The organism is Acinetobacter celticus, from assembly GCF_001707755.1.
Taxonomy (GTDB): domain Bacteria; phylum Pseudomonadota; class Gammaproteobacteria; order Pseudomonadales; family Moraxellaceae; genus Acinetobacter; species Acinetobacter celticus.
On the sequence record NZ_MBDL01000013.1, the window covers coordinates 98,093 to 119,768 of the forward strand.

Sequence of the window (21,676 nt, forward strand, 5' to 3'; positions counted from 1 at the left end):
TACCCGATCTTATTCAGTGATTATTCAATATTCAGACTCAAACATTTGCCCCATCATTCGGTGCAATACAACTCAATTATTCATCAATAACATCAACAAAATTTGCACCCAATACTTTGGCTAAATCCTGCGGTTTTAAACCAATATCTAAACCACGTTTTCCACCACTCACATACATTTTCGCTAAATTTTCTGCGGATGCATCAATGACTGTTTTTAACCGTTTCTTTTGACCTACAGGGCTAATACCACCCACCAAATAGCCCGTTAAACGTTCTGCATCTTTCGGGTCTGCCATTTTTAATTTTTTACAACCAAAGGCAGAAGCAACTTTCTTTAAACTTAACTGATAACTTACGGGCAATACCGCCACAAAAAAGTTTTTTTCATCTGTAACCATTAAGGTTTTAAAAACTTCTTCAACATTTAAGCCCAATTTTTCTGCAGCTTCTAAACCAAAGCTTTTCGCATCTGGGTCATGGTTATATTCATGAATAGAAAATTCAATTTTATTCGATTTTAAAAGTTTGCAAGCTGGTGTCATTTCGTTTCAAAATTTACTAAAAACAATGCTGTCATTATATTCTTTTTCAAATTACTTGGAATCAATTGATTCAATAGCAATAAAAAAAGGCACATCAAGCACCTTTTCTCTTTACATCAATGAAAACTTTAGGCGTCCGTTAATCCAAATTTTTTGAATATACGACCACGGCGCTTTGCAGATATATTGGCCTTACTTAAATCGCCGTCATAATGCTCAAAAACGCGCTTGTCCATCATTTTAAACCAAAGCCTTGGAATTAAAGCAGGAATAAGCATAGTTGCATAACCACTTGGAAGCTCTGGCGCTTCATCAAAATGGCGCAAAGCTTGGAATGGCCGTGTCGGATAAGCATGATGATCTGAATGACGTTGTAACTGGTATAAAAATAAATTGGTCACAATATTATTATTATTCCAACTGTGTTCAGGCATGGTTCGCGCATAACTGCCATCGGCTTTTTGCTCGCGTTTTAAACCATAATGTTCAATATAATTAATTACCTCAAACAAACTCACACCATAAAAAGCTTGCGTCAACAAATATGGTGTGACTTTTTTGCCAAATAGCGACACCATCCCTGCATGAAATCCTGCACTCATGGCCCAACCATGAAATAACTCATTTTCTTTGCTAAAAAAAGACAAACCTTTACGTTTTAAGCGTTTTTCTTCAATTTCAATTGCCGATTTTAAACCACCAAATACGGTGCGTGGCCAAAACTCATAGAAGCTTTCCCCCATTTTAGACGATGCTGGGTCTTCTGGTGTTGCTGCCCGTTTGTGATGGCCATAAGGATGCTCAATACGGAAATGGTTATAAGCCAAAGGCATTAAGGTCGCATGTGACCAATAATGATCTGTTTTATTTGGACGATGGCTCAATTCATGTGCAGTGTTTACCCCCACACCATTAATTGCTCCCATCGAAATGCCTAATAAAATCTGATCTAAAAAAGAAACTTCTTTACGGGTAACGACATATCCTGCAAATACATTGGCCGCCATTTGTAACGGAATGAAGAGTTTGACAATACGGTCATAATACGGATCATTCACTAAGACTTTAATATCGTCATCAGTCGGATTGTTATCGTCTGCACCAACCAAGGCATCGACTGTTGGAATAATGATATGGAGTAGCAACGGGCCACCCAGTGCAAATACTTTTTTAGTCAGTTTGGGGCCAAAATGGTAGCCTGCCAAAATTCCTATGCCAATAGCAGGCAATGCGGGACTTAACAACCAACCATAACGTTTCTTATCTATTTGATGGCCAAAAACATGGCGATCTCGTTGTTCTGGACTCAGCTTTACGGGTGCATTCATGTGCAGGACTTTCCTATTTCTTTTTCTCTTCTTATATTTGTAGAAATAGACATTAAATAACAGTCTTAACCGTCCAAAAAAACTATGTGAAAGTCTTTGGCTTTTTCTGATATAACTTGACCTATAAACACATCAATGGCTATGTTTCCCTATTAAACTGGCCCGTACACAATGAAATATAGAATGATAAAACATGGATGCTTTAAGTAAAATTTTTGACGATATTCATTTAAACCAATCTGAATATATCTATTTGAAAGCTAAAAATAATTGGGCTTTTCAGTATCATGACCAAGGCGCCATTATTGCCTACGTTATTATGCAGGGCCAATGCATTTTACATTTAGATCAAAAGACTATTGCACTTGAAGCTGGCGACTTAATCTTAATCCCATCGGGACAAAAACATCTTTGTACCGCCTCAAAAAATCAGGTTTTTAACGATGCGCTGAATATCACCTCACTCTTTAATGAAAAACGCCATAAAACCATTGAATTACAGTCAGATGAAAAGCCACAACATCAGGAATGCTTAATTTTAGCCATACGCGGTCATATTGATAGCATTATGGCAAAACCCCTGTTTAATGCCCTACCTCAATATATGCATATTCAACATATTCTGAGTAGTACCGCGCCTGAATGGCTCCAAATTGGCCTACAATTTTTAGCTGTTGAAGCCCATCAAATTCGTCCTGGGCGTGACAAAATATTAGATCATCTGGTGAGTATTTTATTTATTGAATGTGTCCGTGATTATATTGCCCAATTGAGGGACTCAAAAAACTGGCTAAATGCGCTCTCTCATCCTGAATTATCAAATGCTTTAGCCGTCATTCATGGCCAACCAGAACAAGTATGGACAGTTGAAAGCCTTGCCGAACAATGTTGTATGTCTCGCTCAAAATTTGCCAATTTATTTACCCAAATGATTGGTGAAACCCCATTGGCTTATCTACAACAACATCGTCTACGTTTAGCCTCACAACACTTAAGACAAGGGCAATTTTCTATTCAACAAATTGCCCATAAAGTCGGTTATTCTTCGGAAACAGCCTTTAGTCAGACCTTTAAACGAACTTTTGACCTTACGCCAAGCCAGTATCGACAACAGTTTCAGTCCAAACTTAAAATCCAATAAATGACTAAAATTGCTTTATCTCTATTTATCTAAGATTCAAGCAGATTTAAAATCGCCTGAACAGGGTCTTCACTATTTCCTGCAAGCAATTGTTTATGCATTGTAATATGTTGCATTGCTTGAATTTGTGCGGTTTCTACATTCATCAGTTTTTCAATTTCAATAGCTAAGTTTTCAGGGGTTGCTTCTTTTTGAATCAGTTCCCGAATCACTTTTTTACCTGCAATAATATTGGGCAAAGAATAATAAGGAATCTTAATAAGAAATTTAACCACTTGATAAGTCAGCCAATTCAATTTATAAAAAGTCACCATCGGACGGTGTAATAACATTGCTTCTAAAGTTGCCGTACCCGATGCCAACGCGACAATATTTGACGCATTCATCACCTGACGACCAATTTTAGATTCAGTTTCTGTATTTTCCATTAACTGTACTTGTGCTTTGAATGCAGCAGGATAACTATTCAGTAAGGCTTCTATTTGCTGTTTCCGCGCATCATTAATTGCTGGAATCAAATAAATATATTCAGGATGTTTTTGCATCACAATCTGAGCTGCATCTAATACCAATGGGCCAAGCCGTTCTACTTCACCACGTCGACTCCCTGGTAAAAGTGCGATATGTTTTTGCTCTACATTTAAACTTAATTCGGCTTTGGCCTCTGCAATTGGGTTCTGTAACGGCAATTGACTGGCCAAAGGATGCCCCACAAAAGCCGCAGGCACATCCCATTTTTTGAAAAAGGTTTTTTCAAAAGGAAATAAACACAAAACTAAATCAATAGATGCCTTAATGCCATGTACACGCCCTTGACGCCATGCCCAAACCGAAGGACTCACATATTGCACGGTCTTAATAGGCAACTGTTTTTGTTTCAAACTTTTGGATAGACGTAAGTTGAAATCTGGCGCATCAATACCAACGAACACATCGACAGGATTTTTTGACCATGTGTCGACTAGACCATCACGGACTGCAAATAACTTTTTAATATCTTTCAGTACTTCAACAATACCCATGACCGACAAAATATCCATCGGATAATAACTTTTAAAGCCTTCAGCGATCATTTGCGGACCGCCAATACCTTCAAATTCGGCATCTATGCCCTGCTCACGAAAACGACGAATCAACTTTGCACCTAAGGTATCACCCGATACTTCACCCACTACGATGCCAATTTTAAGTTTCCGATTTTGCAAGTTTTAATCCTCATCAGGCTGTTCTATTTAAAGCTGCCACATTTTAGCATAGTCCTATATTTTTATATCTTAAGCATTAGGCTCAGTAAAATAACGATTTTTAAAAACCCTATTTGATGAATTAAAAGGCACAATGGTTACATCAAAAAACTTTATAAATTTTAAAGGTTGTAGATCCTGCTCTATTGGATTTAGCTAGGTCTGCTCGTTCCTAGAATTTAAACATCAGCTTATAAAAGTATACTTTTGGCTAGCTTTATCATTTTTTAGCATAAGTTAATCAACAATCAAGACAACATCTTATAAAAAACAATCATAACATATCCATGTTTTTTGATATTTGGCATATGTCCATGTTTGGTCCTTTAGAGTTTATTATAGCGGGTGTATTGGTGGGTTTCTGCGTTGGCATTACAGGTGTCGGCGGCGGTTCTCTCATGACGCCCATTTTAATTAGTCTTTTTAGAATTGAACCTCATATCGCTATTGGTACAGATTTACTTTATGCCGCAATCTCTAAATTTTGCGGTTCTTTGGTGCATGCAAAAAAATTAAATATTGTTTGGCCAATTGTTATTTGGTTGGCTATTGGCAGTCTTCCTGCGTCTTTTGCAACGCACTGGGTTTTAGACAACTATTTAAGCCAATCAACAAGTTATAAAGCAGTATTAACGACAGTTTTAGGTTTTATGCTGACCTTAACAGGCCTGTCCATTATGTTCCGTGGACATATTGAAAAATTCTTTAATAAATTTCGAAATGCCAACGTCATGGATGATATGACTGCCGATCTAGAGCATGTGAATTTTCAAGCAAAGAACAAGCGCGTTTATATTATTATTATGGGCATCATTTTAGGTGTTTTCGTGACCTTGTCTTCGGTCGGTGCAGGCGCTTTTGGCATTATGGCCTTAGTTTTGATGTTTCCAAATCTACCCATGATTCGAATTATTGGTTCAGACGTGGTACATGCCGTGCTCTTAACCTTCGTTGCAGGTATGGGGCATATGACCTCAGGCAATGTAGACTTCCATCTTCTCGGGTGGCTTCTCTGTGGTTCTATTCCTGCCATTATCATTGGCACACTCATCAGTTCACGTTTGCCTGAAAAACTGATTCGTAAAATTTTAGGAATTACTCTTTTTGCTTTGGGTATTAATTTTATTCTTCACCCTGTAAAATCTAAACCAGTAGAAAAACCAACGGCTACTTTTAGTGTGCCAAGTCATGCTATAAATACTGATAAAAACGTGAATGTTTAAATTATCTTTACGATTCATCACTTTTTTTAAACCAACTCATTGATCTTTTTTATAACAATGCCATGCACCATTCATGTTATATTCAGCTCATGAAACAACCTTTTGTATGAACAACCAGTGACGGCAATGAATACACAACAGTCAAACTCAATTACTCAATCAGATATCAATGACGTGAATGTAAAAAGCATTCAGCCCCTTGTGACACCAGCGGAACTCAAAAAAGAAGTACCTTTGACTGAAACTGCCTATCAGACCGTTGTAAAAGGTCGCGAGACTGTCCGAAATATTTTAGACGGCAATGATAAGCGTTTATTTATCGTGATCGGCCCATGCTCTATTCACGACACAGTGGCAGCTCACGAATATGCAGACCGCTTAAAGGTACTTAGCGACAAAATTAAAGATACTATTTATGTGGTAATGCGGGTTTATTTTGAAAAACCACGTACTACAGTCGGTTGGAAAGGTCTGATTAATGACCCAGATATGAACGACTCTTTCAATATTGAAAAAGGTCTTCGTATTGGTCGTCAATTACTTCGTGAATTGAACGAAAAAGGCTTACCTTGTGCAACTGAAGCACTTGATCCAAACTCGCCACAATACTATCAAGACTTAATTTCTTGGTCTGCTATTGGTGCACGTACAACAGAAAGCCAAACTCACCGTGAAATGTCTTCAGGTTTATCTTCACCTGTTGGCTTTAAAAATGGTACAGACGGCGGTTTAACAGTTGCAACCAATGCAATGCAATCTGTAAAACATGGCCATAGCTTCCTCGGTTTAAACGATCAAGGGCAAGTTTCGGTTATTCATACTAGCGGTAATCCGTATGCACACGTGGTATTACGTGGTGGTAACGGTAAACCTAACTACGACGCAGGCTCTGTTGCAGAAGCAGAAACCGCCTTAGCAAAAGCAAAAGTCAGCAATAAAATAATGATTGATGCCAGTCATGCTAATTCGAATAAAGACCCGTACTTACAACCACTGGTGCTTAAAAATATTACAGAGCAAATCTTAGATGGCAATAAATCAATTGTTGGTTTAATGGTTGAAAGTCATTTAAAAGGTGGTCGTCAGGACATCCCTAGCGATTTAAACGCTTTAGAATATGGTAAATCAGTTACTGATGGCTGTATCGATTGGGAAACCACCGAGAAAGCCTTGCTTGAGATGCATGAAGCACTCAAAGACGTTTTACCAAAACGTTAAGAACAGTAAAAACGCCATCGTCAAGATGGCGTTTTTACTTTATAGTTGCCTCATGACATGAAAGCATAAATAATTTTATGAATGAAATTGAAAATGGTTTAAGCCAAATAGAAAGCTTCCAGTTTATTCATGAGCACTTGTTTACATCTGGACAGCCTACTGCTGAACAACTTAGGCTAATTAAAGAATACGGCGTTACTACAGTTGTAAATTTAGCCTTAACAGATGACAGTAATCATTTGGAAAATGAAGATCGTATTTGTCTTGAATTAGGTCTGAACTATATTCAACTGCCTATTTTATGGGATACACCTTCTGACGAGCAGTGTTTATTGGTTTTAGACATGATCGATCATTTGATTCAAGAACAAATCATTTGGGTACACTGCACTCAAAATTTTCGTGTCTCTAGTTTAATCTACTTGTATCGTCAATATTTTATGGATATAGAGATGCCTGTGGCGCAAGACTTGATGCATCAGGTCTGGGAACCCAATGCAACATGGACTGGTCTAATTCATGCAGTCGCACTACAACTCCAAGGCCGTAAAGCGACCAAAGAATTGCAGCATTCACTGATTCACCCAGATCATTTTGCGTGAGAAATCAGCACCGTTGCCATAGCAAGAATACCTTCTTGACGACCAGTGAACCCTAATTGTTCAGTGGTCGTTGCTTTTATGCTCACTTGAGTCACATCTACATTTAACACATCAGCAATGCTTTGACGCATTTCTAAATTATGTTTAGCCAATTTTGGGCGCTCACACGCTACAGTGATATCCGCGTTATTGAGTAGATAGCCACGGTCTAAAATAAGTTGATAGACATGTTTAAGTAAAACTTTACTGTCAGCATCTTTAAAATTCGGGTCGGTGTCTGGGAAATGCTGTCCAATATCGCCAAGAGCCAATGCGCCCAAGAGTGCATCACAAAGTGCATGTAAAACCACATCACCATCGGAATGTGCTTTCAAACCGTGCGTGTGTGGTATTTGCACACCTGCTAGCGTTACAAAATTACCTTCTTCAAAAGCATGTACATCAAGTCCTTGACCGATTCTAATTTGTGCAGCCACGACATTTTCCTTTAGAAATAAATGATTGAAATCTTGTATTCACACTTTCAATTTCGCTATAGTGAGTACAAGCGCAACATAGTGAAAGTATAAGCGATCATGCTGTTGAAAACTGATATAAATATCATCAAAACCACCCTACTTGGCCTTGGCTTTTTTTATTCCCATGCCATTTTTGCCACCCCAATCGATTGCTCTGCATCTGGTCAGAATGCAAATCATAAAATTTGCTCAGTCGCTTTGCATGAACAACGTGAACATTTAGATAATCTCTATCTCACCGCATTATTAGTGACAGATGCACCCATTCGTATTGTGCAAGACACACACAAAATGTGGCTTCAGCGCTTACAGCAATGTAAAAGTATGACTTGCCTTAAACAGCAAATAGATTTACGAGCAGATGACTTAAATATTTTTGTGTCACTGAATCAAAGCTTAACTCAACATTATTTAAAATTTGAAAATGGTCATTTTGCCAAACAGCAAGTGCATTTGAAGGTGCATCAGCTCAGTAAAGACCGTATTAAGGTGGAAGGAATTGCCTATCGTAGTCCGAATAACCGTCTTGATACGCAAACAGTGTCCTTTTTAGCTTATACCACGCCCGAGCAAAAGAGTGCTATCACTGACAATGAACATGACTGTCAATATCAGTTTAATTACAGTAAAGCCTTATTATCTGTAAAAACTAGTCAAAAAGGCTGTGAACGCTTTGCAGGTGTTTACCGCTTATATGATTAATTGCATATTAGACATGGTCAATTTAGGCTAAACCTTTCCAACATCAACTAATTCAAATAAAACTCTAGAGATTTATTCATTACAATTAGGGTCTAAATTACTGTTATATGGGATGACTCTGCGCAATTTGCTGACTGATCATGACTGCTGTTGCGGCCGACAGCGTCCAACCCAAATGACCATGTCCTGTATTATAAAAAACACGCTCCCGTTTCCCTCTATTCACAATCGGCATCATCGGTCTTAGTCCCGCCCAAGGAATGGCAAACTCAGTTGATAAGTCAAAATTTCGATGTAGCCAATCAATTAAAGGCTGTATACGATCAGAACGAATATCACGATTATAACCATTAAACTCAGCCGTTCCTGCAACTCTTAAACGATCTATACCTAATCGAGAGCTCACAATCTTGGCGCTTTCATCCAATAAACTAACCCACGGCGCATGCTGTTGACTTGTGCTATCTTTCAGCTCGACTGTAATTGAATAGCCTTTAACTGGGTAAATATTAACTCGATCTCCTAACATTTCTGCTAAATGATAGCTCCCTACACCACCACAAATGACCAGTGCATCTGCATTGAGTATTTCAATGGTATTTGCTGGCTTTTCCATATTTTCATCACTGGGTTTAAGTAGAACTCTAACCCCTTGTTCATTAAGATGTATCGCTGAAGCATCCATACCAAATAAATACTTTACACCTAATCGTTGTGTAGTCTCAGCCAAACCCATCGTAAACTTATGAATATCTCCTGTTGCATCACCTGGGCAATAAAAACCGCCATAATAACTCCCCCTCAAACTGGGTTCTATCGATTGCATTTCTTGGTTTGTCACGGCATAACGTTCTAGACCACCTTCACATAACATCTCATTCACTTTTATTGCCGTGTCATATTCCACTTTGTTATGATAAAAATGTAAAATGCCACGTTTTTCTAAGTTAAATTCAATCTTTTCTTTTTCTGCTATTTCAAATAATCGTTGCCGTGCCAACAATGCCATTCTGACTGTTTCTTGGCTATTGGCTTTATAGTGTTTAATATTGCCCATAAATTCGAGTAGCCATGCATATTTATGCATACTAAAACTAGGATTCAAAAGCAAAGGTGCAGACTTTTGTGACATCCATTTTATACCGTTGAGCACGGTGGCTTTTTGATTCCATACTTCCGCATTACAGGCAGACAATTGACCACCATTGGCAAATGACGTTTCCATCGCTGGATATAAATGTTTATCAACCACGGTGACTTGATAACCCAAAAGGCTCAGTTCATAAGCCGTTGTAACGCCCGTTATTCCAGCGCCAATGACAATAATGTGACACATAAGCACTCCTTAAAATGTACACACACTTTAAATTTTAAATAATGATGTACCTCATCTGTCATCGTTACCTAGAAGCTTCGATTAAAATCAGAAAGCTCTCTGACTCATCTTCTCTCTTTGCTGAGTATTTTTTGTAGATATTTCTCTTTAGAATGTTGTCATTATTACAATTTTTGGCCTGAGACTTTGCTCCTTCGGCGAACGTATTCTACGCGCCTCTCCTACAAATAACTCCTACTTATAACTCCTACTTATAATATGGGTAGTTTTTATACTAATGCCTAGCATTATTTTGATTTTATGATCTTTTTACTCCTTCTTAATTTATTCAACCCTGTACCTTAATGAACTAATAAAAAACCATAAATGATTTATAATTCTAATCTGACTTTATTCATATTCATTTATGCGCACTTATCATTTAACTGATTTTTCTGAAATTATCCAAAAGCACTCTTTATATGAACTCACAGAAACTGAATTATTGAAAATTGGTCAATATGGGAACTTAAGCAGTTTTTATGCACCATTTGAAAGCATGAATACCGAAGCCAAAGTTGTTTTAGTTGGAATCTGTCCCGGTCAAATTCAATGGCACAACGCACTACGCGAAGCCCAAGCGGGTTTAAAACAAAATCTGCCACTGGATACCATTTTAAAGCGCACAAAATCAACAGGAGCTTTTAGTGGCCCAATGCGTGCCAATTTAGTCAAAATACTAGACCACATTGGCCTACATACCAAACTTGGAATTCATAGTACTCAAGTATTATTTCATGAAAATCAATCTATAGCACATATGACCTCCTTACTAAAACACTGCATTCTAATCAATGGAAAAAATTATGCAGGATCATCACCCAATATGCTGAAAAATGTGTTTTTAAAACAGCATATCGATGCTTACTTTTTACCTGAGATCTCTCAAATGAATAGTAATGTGGTCTATATCCCTTTAGGTAAAAGTGTGAGCGAAGTCCTGTATTTTTTATCTAGCTTAGGCTATTTAAAAGAACAACAAATTTTAGATGGTTTCCCACATCCATCTGGCGCCAATGCAGAACGTATCAAATACTTTTTAGAAGAAAAACTAGCATCTAATTTATCAAATGCGACGAACCCCACACTGATCGACGAAGCGAAATTAAAACTTTTACACAAAATTGAAGCGCTACATTTTCAATAAAATTTAAATCTAAGAGTTTATTTTTAACTGATTTTTTCTTTGAACTTATTATACAAACTATGCCCTTAAATATTGAACATACTTTTTCTATTCAATATTACCAACCCATTTACCTAAAAAAAATTCACTTGAATAATTTCAGAAAAAATGTGCTTAAATTTACTTTTTATATCTTCTATGTGATTATAGCTCCCAAAAATAAGCAACAATTCATAAAAATAAATCTTTAGGCTGCATTAATAATGAAAAATAACACTATATTCACCAGTATGGTTTCACTTCTTTCAGGTTGTATTATTGTTCCGTCAAACTCAAATCCGTCCTCAGATTCGGAACCCAAAGCGTAAAAAACTCTAAATCTGTTACACGAACCACGACACATGGGCCATTACTCTGTGAAACAAGTCAAATTTGCCCTGAATTAGCAATTGACTGGATAAAGCAACAAATTGAACACCATATTTCCGCATATATTTATAATGTTCAAAAAATTGATTTAAATATTTCTCTACAAAAACTAAGAATTGCCTTCCTAAACCTGTATTTTGTAATTGAGGATCTATACAAAATGTCTCTATTTCTACAGATATACTTTAGGGCAATTAAAGGATGGTTTAACACAGTCAAAATTTGAATTTTGGGTAATGAGTACGTTACCTAACGTACAAATTTAAAGATGTATTGGGCTTACACTAAAGAGTAATTTGCTGGCGACTCACAAAACGTTTTAAAACCAAAGATAAATAAAAGCCAGACATTTAGTCTGGCTTTTATTTATTCAAAATCAATTTATCGTATTATTTAGGTTCAATCGGTGCAAAGGGTGCAACCACATCTGCATTTTGTGCACGATGACGCATAAAATGATCCATCAATACAATCGCGAGCATTGCTTCTGCAATTGGTGTTGCACGTACACCTACACATGGGTCATGACGCCCCTTAGTCAGTACATCCGTATTTTCACAATCAATATTAATGGTTTTACCTGATGTGGTAATCGATGCCGTCGGTTTTAAAGCAATTGCCACACGAATAGTCTGACCGCTCGAAATACCGCCTAAAATACCCCCTGCATGATTTGCAAGGAAACCTTCGGTCGTCATTTCATCACGTGTTTCATGACCAAACTGCGCTGCGACAGCAAAACCATCACCAATTTCAACACCTTTGACGGCATTAATTGACATCATGGCATGGGCAATATCTGCATCTAAACGGTCAAATACAGGCTCGCCCCATCCGACAGGTACTTTTTCCGCCAAGATTTCTAGCTTTGCGCCACAGCTGGTGCCTTGTTCACGCAATGACGTCACTAGGGCTTCAAAACGCGGAACAGCTTCAACATCGCCACAAAAAAATGGATTATTTGGAACTTCATTCCAATCTAATTTTTGAGCTTTTTCAGTGCCAATTTGTGTCACATGACCACGAACATTTATACCAAATTTTTCAAATAAGAATTTTTTGGCAATTGCACCTGCAGCAACACGCATCGCTGTTTCACGTGCACTAGAACGGCCACCACCACGGTAATCACGAAAACCGTACTTTTGTGTATAGGTATAGTCTGCATGGCCTGGGCGGAAACTTTGCGCAATATTACCGTAGTCTTTAGATTTTTGATCTGTATTACGAATCAAAAGGCCAATCGGTGTACCTGTGGTTTTACCTTCAAATACGCCTGAAATAATTTCAACTTCATCAGGTTCTTTACGTTGTGTCGCAAATTTAGAGGTACCCGGTTTACGACGGTCTAAATCTTTTTGTAAATCGTCTGCTGTTAGTTCAAGACCAGGCGGAACACCGTCCACAATAGCCATGAGACCTACACCATGAGATTCGCCACAAGTCGTTACACGGAAGAGTTGCCCTATACTATTACCTGCCATGTTAGCGACTCCTTATGCTTGAATAGATTGGACGAATAAATCGCGGTATTTACGACATTGTTCTGCGGTTAATGCAAAAATCCCTGTACCGCCTTTTTGGAATTGTAACCAATAAAAATCAATGGTATTAAAATTCTGCTTCATCGCCCATTCAGAATTACCCACTTCAATGACAATTAGACCATCTTCAGTCAAGTAATCTGCCGCTTGAGCCAACATTTTACGTACCAAATCTAAACCATCTTGCCCTGCAGCAAGCGCCATTTCAGGTTCGTGATGGAATTCATCGGGTAAATCAGCCATGTCTTCTGCATCGACATAAGGCGGATTAGACACGATTAAATCATATTGATTTTCAGCAGGAATTTTATCGAACAGGTCAGATTCAAGCAATGCCACTTGGAATTGTTGATTATGATGTTCACAGTTAATTTGAGCCACTTCCAAAGCATCTTTAGATAAATCTGTTGCATCAATTTCTGCTTCTGGGAAAGCATATGCCAAAGCAATAGCGATACAACCCGAACCTGTACACATATCCAAAATACGACGTGGCATTTTAGGGTTTAGGTTTTCAGGAAGATTGTTTACGCCTTCACGTGGCTGATGATTTTCATCTAAACAATATGGTGCAAAACGGTTTTGAATTAATTCTGCAATTGGTGAACGTGGAATAAGCACACGCTCATCGACATAATATGGTTTGCCATCAAAATATGCCAAATTCAACAAATATGATGTTGGCATACGTTCATTGATGCGACGTTCTAACAATGCTAAAAATTCAGCTTTTTCACTCGGTAAAAGTTTTGCATCAATAATTTCTGCATTTGCCTGCCATTCTAAAGACATGCTTTGCAAAACTAAGGCTGAACTTTCAGCAAAAAAATCTTCTGTGCCTTGACCTAAATGTGCATCGTGTTGACGTAATGCTGTAACACCAAAACGGATAAAATCACGAATAGTAGTTAAATTTTCAGCGGCTTCCTGTAAATATTCAGGGCTAATAGTCAGTCGATCCACTTAAGGCTTCTCCAAGGTCGATATTTTAAAAAAACGCCTTATGATACCTTAGTTTTACTGGATTTTTTTGAAAAATATTACTTCAAAACTTTATTACCCGAACGTACTTCTAACATATCGGCATGTGACAAAGTCATTTGAAGCGCACAACTTGAATGATTCACTGTATAGTTTCTGGGTTTCTTATCCGTTAAATTGCAAGCACGCTCACGTTGCTGATACCATTTGCTCTGCATCTGTTCAACTAAAGACTTTTCTATTGGATTTGCATTTTTAAACGTATATTTATATAGCTTTTTGACTCGTTTATTTTGTATTTTTAATTCTTTAATCTGACACTTTTTAATGCCCTCTGTCTGATTTGAAACTGAGCGCATACAAACTTCAAATTTTTTTGAATAGCCCAATGCAAAACTTTGCATAGATAGCCCTGCACAGCACAAAACAATACCCTGAATAAAAAGTTTCATTGTTGAATTCCCCAAAACAGCAAATATTTATAAAATTTATGAAACGTTTATATCATTTTTCAAAAGGCTTTCAAAAGTCCAATTGAAAATAAAAAAATAAACGTCATATATCGTTATATTTCTATTATCACTTAAGGCAGATATGAGCTATAAACATAATAATCTAATGGCCATGCGCCAGAATTATTGGGATGACGAACAAACACCCGTTGTCATTCAAGAAAAAATATTCTTTCAGCAACTACTGGTCGAAAAAGATATTTTTCAAACAGCAACCCTTGAAGATGCAAAACATTTATTTTTCAGTTTTCCAAGCATTATTATTGTGAAAGGCTATGCGCATGGTTTTATGCATGAATCGGTATTGTGTTTAATTGATCAGCATATTCAAAGCAATAAACAACTTTTGCAACAAAAAACAGCGATGAAAATTAAATTTACCTTGTAGTTCTACGTGTAGCACCCTTTTTAGCCCTATTTATACGCTAACAATGTATAACTTTAACTGCTTATTCAGCATGTTGAACTTTTTTAATACGTGCAGACACGGTAAGATTCGCTACAATAAATTATTCTGCTATTTGCTGGTTAAAGGATGTAGTTTACATGTCAGATCACAAAGACAAGCTTAAACAATTGAAAACTTCCTCTATGGATCGGCGTTTATCGATTGCCAAGGCATCTTTACTTGCAGGAACTCGCTGGGCGGCTTCAAATGCTACATCTATGTTTTCTAGCGAAGAAGACAAAGAGCGTAAACGCAAAAAGGCGATGCGAGAGCAAGCAGATTATTTAGTTGCTGAAATTGGCAAACTAAAAGGCTCAATTGTAAAAATTGGCCAAATGATGGCTTTGTATGGCGAACATTTTTTACCAGAAGAAATTACGCAAGCTTTAAATACACTCAACAACCAAACTGTTGCCTTGGCATGGCCTGCAATTAAAGACCAGCTTCAGTCGCAACTTGGTTCAAAACTGAATGATCTAACCATTGACCACGAACCTTTAGGTACAGCCTCTTTGGCCCAAGTGCATCGTGCAATTCGTAAATCTGATGGCTTAGAAATTGTCTTAAAAATCCAATATCCAGGTGTTGCAGACGCGATAGATTCTGACATGAATCTCTTTAGAAACATGCTGAAACTTACGCGGATTGTGCCTCAAACACGCGAATTTGATCAATGGTTCGATGAAGTCCGTGAGATGATGCATCGCGAAGTAAATTATAAAATTGAAGCCGAGACTACACGCCGTTTTGCATCTCGTTTAAAAGAAGACCCACGCTATGTCGTGCCTCAAATTATTGATGAATACAGTACCAACCAAGTATTGTGTATGACCTTCGAACGTGGCGTACCAATTAACAGCCCCGTGATGTTGTCTTTACCACAAGAACGTCGTAATGCATTAGGTGAAACATCTCTGGAAATTGCTGTACGCGAACTCTTTGAATGGGATGAAATGCAAACTGATCCCAATTTTGGTAACTATTTAGTGCGTTTAGGCAATGGGGCCGATGTTCCAGACAAAATTGTATTATTAGATTTTGGTGCAATTCGACAGTTTGACCAACACCTATTAACTGTTGCACGTAACTTAATTTTTGCAGGTTATAACCATAGTTCGAGTGAAATGGTTACAGCAATGACAGGCTACGAGTTCTTTGATGGCATTCCACAAAGTATCAAACCTGATATGGCAAAAGTATTTTTACTGGCCACTGAAGCATTTAGCAGTTTAGATAACAACCCAGATCTTCCTACGGGTGTTATGGATGAATTCAATCACTATGACTGGAAAAAAAGCCTATTACATAGCCGTGTAATGCAGCAAACATCTAAATCTATGGCATCACGTTATTTTAGTGTGCCACCAAAAGAATTTATGTTTATTAGCCGAAAATTTATTGGGGCTTATACCTTCATGACCGTCATTGAAGCAAAAACCAATGTACGTAAAATGATTCAGAAGTATCGTTAGCCTAACCAACCTGAATGACTTCTTGTCATTCAGGTCAATTTTCACTTTTCATTGTATAAAAAAAATAAAAATATAATTATCACAATCAGTTACTTATAAATATTTAAACCCTCTCAACTACCGTTCATCATTGTCAATGAACTATGTCAGTTATGACATGGATTTTTCATGTTTCACATGTCAGCATAAAAAATATAAGCATATACCAACGGAAAAACAACAATGACCAATATGGTAAACAAGGCACAAGGGTTTGGGCTATCTCTACTGACCAAAATTGCAGGTAGCGATGTACTTGATCAACTCAGACTGCGAAAATTTGTCGAAAAATCACTGTATCAAAGTTCAAAAGCTGGTTTTAAAACCTTAAACCGCACCCAAAAAACCTTTAAATCGAATAAAAATGTCCACAAACAACGTCTGCCAAATCAATCTAAGTCACTTTTTGATTTAAGTTTAAGTGAAGAGCAACAAATGACTTGTGATGCAATGGGACAATTTGCATCTGAAGTGCTCTACCCTTTGGCACATTTAGCGGATCAAAATGAAAAATTTCCAACTGAACTTTGGCGCTACAGCACAGACTTAGGCTTAAATTTTTATGCACTTCCTGAAGCATTAGGTGGTGTGGCATCTGAAAAAAATATCGTCAGTAATATCTTAATTGCAGAACAGTTATCAGGTGGTGATTTTAGTTTAACTGCGGGTTTACTCTCTACATTTAGCGTTATCAATGCCATCACTCAATGGGGATCAGAATCAATTCAATCGAAATATTTAACGAGTTTCGCAGAAGATTCTGAAATTCAAGCCAGCTTTGCTGTCCAAGAAGCAACAGCTGCATTTAATCCCTTCAAACTAAAAACACAAGCAAGAGAACACCAAGGGCAATACATTTTATCGGGTGAAAAAACCTTAGTCATTTTAGGTAAATCAGCAGATGTATTGTTGGTTTCAGCAGATTTAAATGGTCAACCCGACATCTTTATGGTTACTCGAGACAACAGCATTACTGTCAAAAAAACCGCAGCCATGGGGCTAAAAGCAACTGAAACTGTCACGCTACATTTTAATCAAACCCCTGCTGAACGCTTAGGCGATGAAGACTTTAATTACACTGAGTTCTTAGATCTTGGAAATTTAATGTGGTGTGCCATGGCAGTTGGAACATGTGAGGCTGTCAAAAAATATTGCATTCAATATGCCAATGAACGTACAGCTTTTGGCGAACCTATTTCGCATCGCCAAAGTGTCGCTTTTATGATTGCGGATATGGCCATTGAAATTGATGCAATGCGTCTACTAGTCCTTAGTGCCGCCAGTCTTGCAGAATCAGGGCAATCCTTCCACCGTGAAGCCTACTTAGCACGCTTACTCTGTGCAGAAAAATCAATGCAAATTGGCACCAATGGCGTGCAAATTTTAGGAGGCCATGGCTTCACTAAAGAACATCCTGTAGAGCGCTGGTATCGCGACTTAAGAGCAACAGCAATTTTGTACTCAGGCTTACATGCCTAAATCAAAGCTAAACTAGGAATATAAAAATGAATCTGCAAAATCCTAAAAAATTTAAACTGTTAATTGATCAAGCACATGAAGTTGCATTAAATGTTTTACGCCCAATTTCCCGTAAATATGACAAAGCGGAACATACCTATCCAAAAGAGTTAGACATGCTTTCATCTTTAGTCGATGGCATGAATGAAGGTGGCGACGGTATGAATGCAGGTGCGGCTGTCAATAAACGAGGCGACACACAAACTGGCAATAAAAATGGTGTCAACATGTCTACGGCTCTCAGCATTGTTGAAATGTGTTATGGCGATACTGGCCTCTTACTGAGCATGCCACGCCAAGGCCTTGGAAATTCTGCCATTGCAGCTGTCGCAAATGATGAACAATTGGAACGTTTTAATGGAACATGGGCAGCCATGGCAATTACAGAACCCAATTGTGGTTCAGATTCTGCAGCCATTCGCACAACAGCAGTCAAAGATGGTGATGACTACATTTTAAATGGCGAAAAAATTTTTGTGACTTCGGGCGAACGAGCTGATTCTGTCGTGGTCTGGGCGACACTAGATAAAGACCTTGGACGTGCAGCGATTAAATCATTTGTTGTTCCTAAAGGGTCAATGGGGATGACCGTTGAACGCCTAGAACATAAATTGGGAATTAAAGCATCAGACACTGCAACTATCCGTTTTATTGATTGCCGTGTTCCTGCAATCAACCTTTTAGGTAATACAGAAATAGATGTCGCAAAAGGTTTTGCAGGCGTCATGGAAACTTTTGATAATACACGACCGCTAGTTGCAGCAATGGCGGTGGGCTGTGCCAAAGCATCATTAGAACGCATTAAAGAAATTTTTAAAGATCAACTTGATGCTAATTATTCAACACCTTATCTACAAACAACGCATATTGAAGCACAAATATATCGTTTAGAAGCAGAATGGGAAGCTGCACGCTTACTGATGCTTAAAGCAGCATGGATGGCAGACAACAAACAACCAAATTCTCGCGAGGCATCTATCGCCAAAGCCAAAGCAGGACGAGTAAGTAACGAAGTTACCTTAAAATGTGTAGAGCTGGCCTCCTCCCTTGGCTATAACGAAGATGAGCTTTTAGAAAAATGGGCACGCGACTCAAAAATTTTAGATATTTTTGAAGGTACACAGCAAATTCAACAATTAATTATTGCACGACGCGAGTTAGGTAAATCATCCAGTGAATTAAAATAAGTCATATTATTCGCATCATCATCATATAAGAGATGGATTTTTAAGAGTAATCGTAATATAACAATCCATCTCTTCATTTTTTACTCATCAGACATTTATGATGTACCGTATCCGCCCTATTCAAGCATCTGATAATACTCAAATTGCACAAATTATCCGCACGGTATCTAGCGAGTATGGCCTAGTCGCAGAATCAGGTTTTGCTGTAGCCGACCCTATTTTAGATAATTTATACGCAGTTTATAGCCAACACCATGCACAATATTGGGTGATAGAAAGTGACCAGGGACAGCTTTTGGGGGGCGGTGGTCTGTCTGTATTACAAGGCGAAAGCCATATACTCGAAATACAAAAAATGTATTTTTTACCTGAAATTAGAGGTCTGGGTTTTGCAAAAAAAATTCTTGAACAAGCTTTCGAATTTAGTAAACAGCATGCCTATAAAGCATGTTATTTAGAGACAACAAAAATATTGTGGCAAGCAGTTAATCTTTATGAAAAACTAGGCTTTAAGCATCTTTCAGAGCCAATTGGTAATACTGGACATAGCCATGCATGCGAAATTTGGATGCTAAAGCACTTAGATTAAAATTTAGGCATTTTATTCGTCTTAGTTTGCAATTAAAGCCTTCATTCGTTAATTTTGACGAATTATAAAGCAATTATTACAAATAGATAAAAGACTAGAACTATCAGTAGCTTGACTGAGTTTAGCTCACCTCATATGATTTTGATTATTAAATAATTGAATGGATAATATTTTGTTAACTTTCCTGTCTTCCCCTAAAAAAAACGTATTCAATATTCAATCTATTACTTTAAGAACAATTTCTGTTTTATTTACAGTATGTTTGTTTACAGGATGTTCTTCTCTTGGCGGTGGGTCAGTACAAAAACGTTCAGCAAAACTATCAAATGGTATCCAAAAAGCCTACTCTGTTTCACCAACAACCGCTAACCGTATTTCACCGCTCATTGTACAAAGTGCTGATCAATACAATTTAGATCCATTGATGTTGGCTGCTTTAATTCGTCAAGAATCTACTTATCGCAGTCAGGTTGTTTCTTCTGCAGGCGCTGTAGGCTTAACCCAAGTAATGCCACGTTACTGGCAAAAAACTTGTCCGGGAGATTTATATGATGAAGCGACCAATATTAACTGTGGTAGCTTTATTTTAACCAAATATGAGCAGTCGGCGGGAAGTTTAAAAAAAGCTTTGGGATATTATAATGTAGGGCCTTCAAATTTTGAAAATAACCATAAAATGCGTAAACAAGGTAAACGTTATGCAAAGCAAGTGAAAGCACATGAGAAAAATTTAAAAAATGCGATATAAAAAATTACTTATAAAGATTAAGCGGATCTTTATGGAGTAGTTTAAACAAATCTAGATACAAATTACGATGTCTATGATTAAAGCGATATTCCTTTTTTAAGATGTAGATAAAACATCTTTTTGTCAATTTAATTAAATTAACCTGAGTTCGACGAAATAAGCTTAATTTGCAATCATGACTCACTCTAAGGTGTTTAAAACCGCTATCAACCAAACCATCCGTATTGATCACTGAATCAAACTCAATATAGTAGAACCGCTTAACTCTTCATACATATTTGAAACAATAACTTAAACAGCATATAAATTGAGTCGAATTGGATTTAAATCAGGATTATATGTGGAAAGCCATAAAATTTGATGCCCTTGTTGTTCTAATAATAGCTGTGTATCGGCTCTTTCATGAAAAGTCGCATATCCATAAGGTCGATGATCATGTGACTTAAAACCACTTTCATCAAAATAAACAACAGGAGAGTTCTTCTTTAATAGCTTAATGTATTCAATAAAGCGTTTGCTCAATTCAAGAGCTACTTTCGAGTGATCTAACATCTTTTTTAATTGTAATCCTCAAGCGTCTCAACACATTACCAATAGCAGATACTCCACAACCAAAACGCGCTACACGTTCATATTGAAAATCATCAAGATATTTTTCGATATAATCCCCTAATGCTTGATTATCAATTTTAGAAGGCTTACGAGGACGTGCTTGCTTAATTTCAATCCACTTTCTCCAACTTAAAATTGTGTAGCAACTGCTCGAATAGAATAATCTCCCTCAAGCTTAGCTAAAATTTTCTGTCTAAAATATTATGAATAACTCATTTAACTATTGTCATATATTTTAACAGTTTGAGCTTTGATCAATCGGAAGAAAAAATACTATCTCACGCTCTATTTTTGACCCTTCTTCCATTTGTTATCTTATATTTTCTTATTTTTATTTTTCCTGCATAAAAAACCCCCCTCAGTCATAAGACTGAGGGGGTTTTTAGAATTAATGAGCTGGCGATGACTTACTCTCACATGGGTAACCCCACACTACCATCAGCGCAAAGAGGTTTCACTTCTGAGTTCGGGAAGGGATCAGGTGGTTCACTCTTGCTATTGTCGCCAGCACAACTGTTTATGACTACTCGCTATGGTCTTAATTACGTTGCTTACGCTTCGTTGTGCCTAGCTTTG

21 protein-coding genes, 1 rRNA gene and 2 pseudogenes are annotated in these 21,676 nt (G+C 37.5%); 12 read left to right on the forward strand and 12 right to left on the reverse strand.

The window, feature by feature from the left end; all coding sequences use genetic code 11:
• Positions 1-76 precede the first annotated feature (76 nt).
• Positions 77-544: a Cys-tRNA(Pro) deacylase gene (ybaK, locus tag BBP83_RS13900; protein WP_068889568.1), complete on the reverse strand. Its 468-nt coding sequence runs from the start codon at positions 542-544 to the stop codon at positions 77-79.
• Between the two features lie 128 nt (positions 545-672).
• On the reverse strand, positions 673-1,872 hold the full coding sequence (locus BBP83_RS13905) for an alkane 1-monooxygenase (RefSeq protein ID WP_068889570.1): 1,200 nt from the start codon (positions 1,870-1,872) through the stop codon (positions 673-675).
• Positions 1,873-2,065: 193 nt separating this feature from the next.
• On the opposite strand from BBP83_RS13905, the gene BBP83_RS13910 reads away from it, so the two are divergent.
• On the forward strand, positions 2,066-3,013 hold the full coding sequence (locus BBP83_RS13910; protein ID WP_068889571.1) for an AraC family transcriptional regulator: 948 nt from the start codon (positions 2,066-2,068) through the stop codon (positions 3,011-3,013).
• A 29-nt stretch (positions 3,014-3,042) separates the two neighbouring features.
• Here BBP83_RS13910 and lpxB read toward each other — a convergent pair whose 3' ends face one another.
• Positions 3,043-4,218, reverse strand: coding sequence for a lipid-A-disaccharide synthase (gene lpxB, locus BBP83_RS13915; protein WP_068889573.1), 1,176 nt, complete (start codon positions 4,216-4,218; stop codon positions 3,043-3,045).
• Positions 4,219-4,571: 353 nt separating this feature from the next.
• Here lpxB and BBP83_RS13920 point away from each other — a divergent pair, with 353 nt between their 5' ends.
• From BBP83_RS13920 to BBP83_RS13930, 3 genes are all read left to right on the forward strand, one after another.
• On the forward strand, positions 4,572-5,480 hold the full coding sequence (locus tag BBP83_RS13920) for a sulfite exporter TauE/SafE family protein (protein ID WP_068889575.1): 909 nt from the start codon (positions 4,572-4,574) through the stop codon (positions 5,478-5,480).
• A gap of 126 nt (positions 5,481-5,606) precedes the next feature.
• Complete coding sequence (locus tag BBP83_RS13925) at positions 5,607-6,698, forward strand: 3-deoxy-7-phosphoheptulonate synthase (RefSeq protein WP_068889610.1); 1,092 nt, start codon at positions 5,607-5,609, stop codon at positions 6,696-6,698.
• Positions 6,699-6,775: 77 nt separating this feature from the next.
• Positions 6,776-7,300, forward strand: coding sequence for a protein tyrosine phosphatase family protein (locus tag BBP83_RS13930; protein WP_068889577.1), 525 nt, complete (start codon positions 6,776-6,778; stop codon positions 7,298-7,300).
• On the opposite strand, the gene ispF is transcribed toward BBP83_RS13930, so the two are convergent.
• On the reverse strand, positions 7,288-7,776 hold the full coding sequence (ispF, locus tag BBP83_RS13935; protein ID WP_068889579.1) for a 2-C-methyl-D-erythritol 2,4-cyclodiphosphate synthase: 489 nt from the start codon (positions 7,774-7,776) through the stop codon (positions 7,288-7,290). The genes BBP83_RS13930 and ispF overlap by 13 nt on opposite strands.
• A gap of 99 nt (positions 7,777-7,875) precedes the next feature.
• Between ispF and BBP83_RS13940 the strand changes: the two genes are divergently transcribed.
• Positions 7,876-8,520, forward strand: a complete 645-nt coding sequence (locus tag BBP83_RS13940) for an A1S_1983 family putative colistin resistance protein (RefSeq protein ID WP_068889581.1) — start codon at positions 7,876-7,878, stop codon at positions 8,518-8,520.
• Positions 8,521-8,623: 103 nt separating this feature from the next.
• On the opposite strand, the gene BBP83_RS13945 is transcribed toward BBP83_RS13940, so the two are convergent.
• Positions 8,624-9,856: a D-amino acid dehydrogenase gene (locus BBP83_RS13945; protein WP_068889583.1), complete on the reverse strand. Its 1,233-nt coding sequence runs from the start codon at positions 9,854-9,856 to the stop codon at positions 8,624-8,626.
• A 406-nt stretch (positions 9,857-10,262) separates the two neighbouring features.
• On the opposite strand from BBP83_RS13945, the gene BBP83_RS13950 reads away from it, so the two are divergent.
• Entirely contained in the window at positions 10,263-11,042 is a 780-nt protein-coding gene (locus tag BBP83_RS13950; RefSeq protein ID WP_068889584.1) for a hypothetical protein, read from the forward strand.
• Positions 11,043-11,839: 797 nt separating this feature from the next.
• Here the strand turns inward: BBP83_RS13950 and aroC are convergent.
• From aroC to BBP83_RS13965, 3 genes are all read right to left on the reverse strand, one after another.
• On the reverse strand, positions 11,840-12,934 hold the full coding sequence (gene aroC / locus BBP83_RS13955) for a chorismate synthase (RefSeq protein ID WP_068889586.1): 1,095 nt from the start codon (positions 12,932-12,934) through the stop codon (positions 11,840-11,842).
• Between the two features lie 12 nt (positions 12,935-12,946).
• On the reverse strand, positions 12,947-13,957 hold the full coding sequence (gene prmB, locus BBP83_RS13960; RefSeq protein WP_068889588.1) for a 50S ribosomal protein L3 N(5)-glutamine methyltransferase: 1,011 nt from the start codon (positions 13,955-13,957) through the stop codon (positions 12,947-12,949).
• A gap of 77 nt (positions 13,958-14,034) precedes the next feature.
• On the reverse strand, positions 14,035-14,427 hold the full coding sequence (locus tag BBP83_RS13965) for a lysozyme inhibitor LprI family protein (RefSeq protein WP_068889590.1): 393 nt from the start codon (positions 14,425-14,427) through the stop codon (positions 14,035-14,037).
• Positions 14,428-14,569: 142 nt separating this feature from the next.
• On the opposite strand from BBP83_RS13965, the gene BBP83_RS13970 reads away from it, so the two are divergent.
• From BBP83_RS13970 to BBP83_RS13995, 6 genes are all read left to right on the forward strand, one after another.
• Entirely contained in the window at positions 14,570-14,875 is a 306-nt protein-coding gene (locus BBP83_RS13970; RefSeq protein WP_068889592.1) for a hypothetical protein, read from the forward strand.
• Positions 14,876-15,033: 158 nt separating this feature from the next.
• Positions 15,034-16,407 (forward strand): ABC1 kinase family protein, encoded by a 1,374-nt coding sequence (locus BBP83_RS13975; protein WP_068889594.1) that lies wholly within the window; start codon positions 15,034-15,036, stop codon positions 16,405-16,407.
• A 231-nt stretch (positions 16,408-16,638) separates the two neighbouring features.
• Complete coding sequence (locus BBP83_RS13980; protein ID WP_171258116.1) at positions 16,639-17,925, forward strand: acyl-CoA dehydrogenase family protein; 1,287 nt, start codon at positions 16,639-16,641, stop codon at positions 17,923-17,925.
• A gap of 26 nt (positions 17,926-17,951) precedes the next feature.
• Positions 17,952-19,151 carry an acyl-CoA dehydrogenase family protein gene (locus BBP83_RS13985; protein WP_068889597.1) on the forward strand — a complete coding sequence of 400 codons (1,200 nt, stop codon included), beginning with the start codon at positions 17,952-17,954 and terminating at the stop codon, positions 19,149-19,151.
• 100 nt (positions 19,152-19,251) lie between these two features.
• Complete coding sequence (locus tag BBP83_RS13990) at positions 19,252-19,740, forward strand: GNAT family N-acetyltransferase (protein WP_068889598.1); 489 nt, start codon at positions 19,252-19,254, stop codon at positions 19,738-19,740.
• Between the two features lie 160 nt (positions 19,741-19,900).
• Positions 19,901-20,488: a lytic transglycosylase domain-containing protein gene (locus BBP83_RS13995; protein WP_078055455.1), complete on the forward strand. Its 588-nt coding sequence runs from the start codon at positions 19,901-19,903 to the stop codon at positions 20,486-20,488.
• 4 nt (positions 20,489-20,492) lie between these two features.
• Here BBP83_RS13995 and BBP83_RS15690 read toward each other — a convergent pair.
• The 4 genes and pseudogenes from BBP83_RS15690 to rrf form a co-directional block, all read right to left on the reverse strand.
• Positions 20,493-20,621, reverse strand: a pseudogene (locus BBP83_RS15690) (IS1595-like element ISIse1 family transposase); the annotation flags it as partial.
• A gap of 158 nt (positions 20,622-20,779) precedes the next feature.
• Positions 20,780-21,040, reverse strand: coding sequence for a hypothetical protein (locus BBP83_RS14000; RefSeq protein ID WP_068889600.1), 261 nt, complete (start codon positions 21,038-21,040; stop codon positions 20,780-20,782).
• A pseudogene (locus BBP83_RS15095) lies at positions 21,012-21,286 on the reverse strand (IS630 transposase-related protein). The gene BBP83_RS14000 and the pseudogene BBP83_RS15095 overlap by 29 nt, the downstream one beginning before the upstream one ends.
• A gap of 208 nt (positions 21,287-21,494) precedes the next feature.
• Positions 21,495-21,609, reverse strand: a 5S ribosomal RNA gene (rrf, locus tag BBP83_RS14005).
• Between the last annotated feature and the right edge of the window lie 67 nt (positions 21,610-21,676).